At 66.6% G+C, this 2965-nt stretch carries 2 protein-coding genes; one reads left to right on the top strand and one right to left on the bottom strand.

Annotation, left to right across the window (positions count from 1 at the left end):
* Positions 1 to 549, bottom strand: a 549-nt coding sequence (locus D180_RS21365; protein WP_043091513.1) for a TonB-dependent receptor plug domain-containing protein, incomplete at its 3' end; no start/stop codon positions are given.
* Positions 550 to 1271: 722 nt separating this feature from the next.
* Here D180_RS21365 and D180_RS21360 point away from each other — a divergent pair.
* Positions 1272 to 2672, top strand: a complete 1401-nt coding sequence (locus D180_RS21360) for an endoproteinase ArgC (protein WP_043091512.1) — start codon at positions 1272 to 1274, stop codon at positions 2670 to 2672.
* The last annotated feature ends 293 nt before the right edge of the window (positions 2673 to 2965 follow it).

Genomic DNA, 2965 nt, shown 5'->3' with positions numbered 1-2965 from the left:
TCGGCGGCCGCCACGCGTCGCGCCGCCCGCAGTGACCTGCAACTGGTTGCCCTGGTAGTTCTTCTTCAGGATCACGTTCACCACGCCGGCGACCGCGTCCGAGCCGTAGATCGACGACGCGCCGGAGGCCAGCACTTCGATGTGATCGATCATCCCGGTGGGGAGGTTGTTGAAGTTCTGGAAGTTGCTCTGCTTGTTGAGCGGCTGCGGGTAGTCGACCACCCGATGGCCGTCGATCATCAGCAGGCTGAACCCGGGGCCGAGCCCGCGCAGGTTCACCGAGCGCGCGTTGACCGAACTGGAGCCCCACGAGGCCGGGTCGGACACCTGCTGGCCCACCTGCGGCAGCGAGTCGAGGAATTCCCACAGCGTGGTGTAGCCCTGCTTCTTGATCTCTTCGCCGGTGATGGTGACCACCGGCGCAGGGCCTTCGACCTCCACCCGCGGGATCAGCGATCCGGTGACCGTCACCGCCTTGAGTTCGACCGGCTTGTCGGCCTTGCCGGCGCCATTGGGCGGGGACGCGTCATCGGGCGCGGATTGCGCCATGACAGAAGGCGCCCACAGGGCGAGCGCAACGGAACTGGCGATGAGTCCACGCCGGAAAGCGGTTCTGTTCACTGGTCTCCCCCCACAGGAGCGATCGATGTTCGAGATGTACCGAGCCCGCCCTAGCCCCCTGGCCTCGCGCGGGCCATCCGCAAGGCGGTGCATACAAGAACGAAAAGTTCATATATGCGACGCCAGCGTTATAGGCCGAATTTGAATCGATGCAAGCTGCGTCGCAGCACGCCAGATGCCGATTCAAGTGATTGAATCTACTGAAATTTGTCGGAAAGATTGCAGAAAGGTGGCAACCGGTCAGGACCGTGCTCGGCGGGAGCGTCCGCGCCTCGCTTCATGCGGTTCGGCGGGGCGGCCTGAGCCGCTGGTGCGCGTGTGCGGGGGGACTGGCCGACGTCCGTGTCGGCGTGTCGATCAGGCCGCTCCAGATAGCGCTACCCATCTTGCCCTTCCCACTCGATCGGGCAAGGATCCGCATTGCAGCGCGCATGCAACGGTGCCGCTGCGGCATGGCAGCGCCGTGCGCTTCTTTCGCGCCATCACACGCAATGTGAGCAGCTGTCTACGAAACCGGCCCTCCGAGCGTGACGCCTGACACGCAATCGCTCTGGCGTCGTCCGTAGCCTCGGCAGGCACCCTGAACTCGGGTGCAATGGCATCCGGTCCCCTGCCGGATGGTCTCGTCCCTCTTCGCAGAAGGAAGATCGATGAATCGCAAGCATGCGTTGTACCTGGCGTTGCTCGCCGGCATTGCCGGCATGTCCCCCGCCGCCATGGCTGCCACTCCCCCAGCAGCCGAAATGGATTCCGCCCCGGTCGAAGCCCGCCCGGATGCCGCCGCGCTCGGTGGCGCGGAACTGCGCAGCCTTCCCCCGGGCAGCGCGCACGCCCCGCGCCTGATCGAACTGGCCGCGCCCGACAGCAGCAAGGCCGCGGCGATGAAGCAGGCACGCGGGCAACAGGTCAAGCACGGCCAGCCGCTGCAGATCGGCTTTTCCCGCGACGTCGCCAAGCCCGACATCAACCTGCGTCGCCTGCGCTGGCAGACTCTGCCCAACGGCGCCCAGGTCACCAGTTTCGAAATCGCCTCGACCAACGCGCAGGCGCTGCGCGCAGCGCTGCAGCTCAGCGGCAGCGGCGCCCAGCCCGGCGATCCGCGCAAGGCGACGCTGCGCTTCGCCGGCGACGACGGCCGCGTGTTCCAGCAGAGCGGCGCCGAGTTCGCCGGTAGCCAGCCCGGCTGGTCGGCGGTGATCGCCGGCGCGCGTATGGTGGTGGAGATCGAGTTGCCGGCGGGCCAGTATCCGCAAGGCTTCGCGTTGAGGATCCCGCAGCTCTCGCACCTGGACATCAGCCCGGTCGCCAGCGAGACGATGATGCGGCCGATGATCGGCGAGAGCGATTCGTGCGAGCGCGACATCGTGTGCCGCGCCAACCCGACCTCCGGCTTCACCTCGGCGGCCAAGTCGGTGGCGCGCATGACCTTCACCAGCGGCGGCAGCACCTACCTGTGCACCGGCACCCTGCTCAACAACAGCAATTCGCCGAAGAAAGCGATGTTCTGGAGCGCGGCGCACTGCATCAGCACCCAGACCGTGGCCAACACGCTGCAGACCTACTGGTTCTACGACGCCACCACCTGCGGCGGCTCCACGGTCAATTCCAACTACACCACCCTCGGCGGCGGCGCCTACCTGCGCTATACCAACACCACGCGCGACACCACGCTGCTCGAGCTCAAGAGCGCTCCGCCGAGCGGCGCGTTCTACGCGGGCTGGAGCAGTTCGGCGATCGGCTCGACCGGCACCGCGATCGAGGGCATCCACCACCCGGCCGGCGACGTCAAGAAGTACTCGCTGGGCAAGGTCACCGCGCTGTCCAGCTCCATCGACGGCAAGTCGCCGCTGTATCGCGTGCAGTGGAGCACCGGCGTCACCGAAGGCGGCTCGTCCGGCTCCGGCCTGTTCACCGTCAACAGCAGCGGCGCCTATCAATTGCGCGGCGGCCTGTATGGCGGCACCTCGTACTGCAGCGCACCGAGCGATCCCGACTACTACTCGCGCTTCGCCGACGTGTATTCGTCGATCCAGCAGTATCTGAGCCCGTAAGCCAAGGTCCGGGAGGGCCGTACTCCCGCACCTGCGCCTAGGACAGGCCGTCCCGATGACGGCCTGTCCGTTTCGCACGCCGAAGCCGCGCAGCGGCTACACTCAGGGCATTCCCCTGACGGCAGACATGCATTGGCCAAGCCCAACTACTCCTTCGAAAAGCGGCAGCGCGAGCTGGCCAAGAAGAAACAGCAGGAAGAAAAAGAAGCGCGCAAGCGCGAAGCGCGTGCCGCAGCGGCCAAGCCCGCCGCCGACGACGACGCTGCAACGCACGAAACGGATACCGCCAGCGA

The organism is Xanthomonas sp. SHU 166 (assembly GCF_000364685.1).
In the GTDB taxonomy this organism is placed as follows: Bacteria; Pseudomonadota; Gammaproteobacteria; order Xanthomonadales; family Xanthomonadaceae; genus Xanthomonas_A; species Xanthomonas_A sontii.
The sequence above is the reverse complement of the archived record's forward strand: the minus strand, read 5'-3'. Positions and strand labels throughout refer to the sequence as shown.

Excerpts from the sequence above, each read along its gene's own strand:
- D180_RS21360 (WP_043091512.1), top strand. The coding sequence starts at position 1,272 with ATGAATCGCAAGCATGCGTTGTACCTGGCGTTGCTCGCCGGCATTGCC.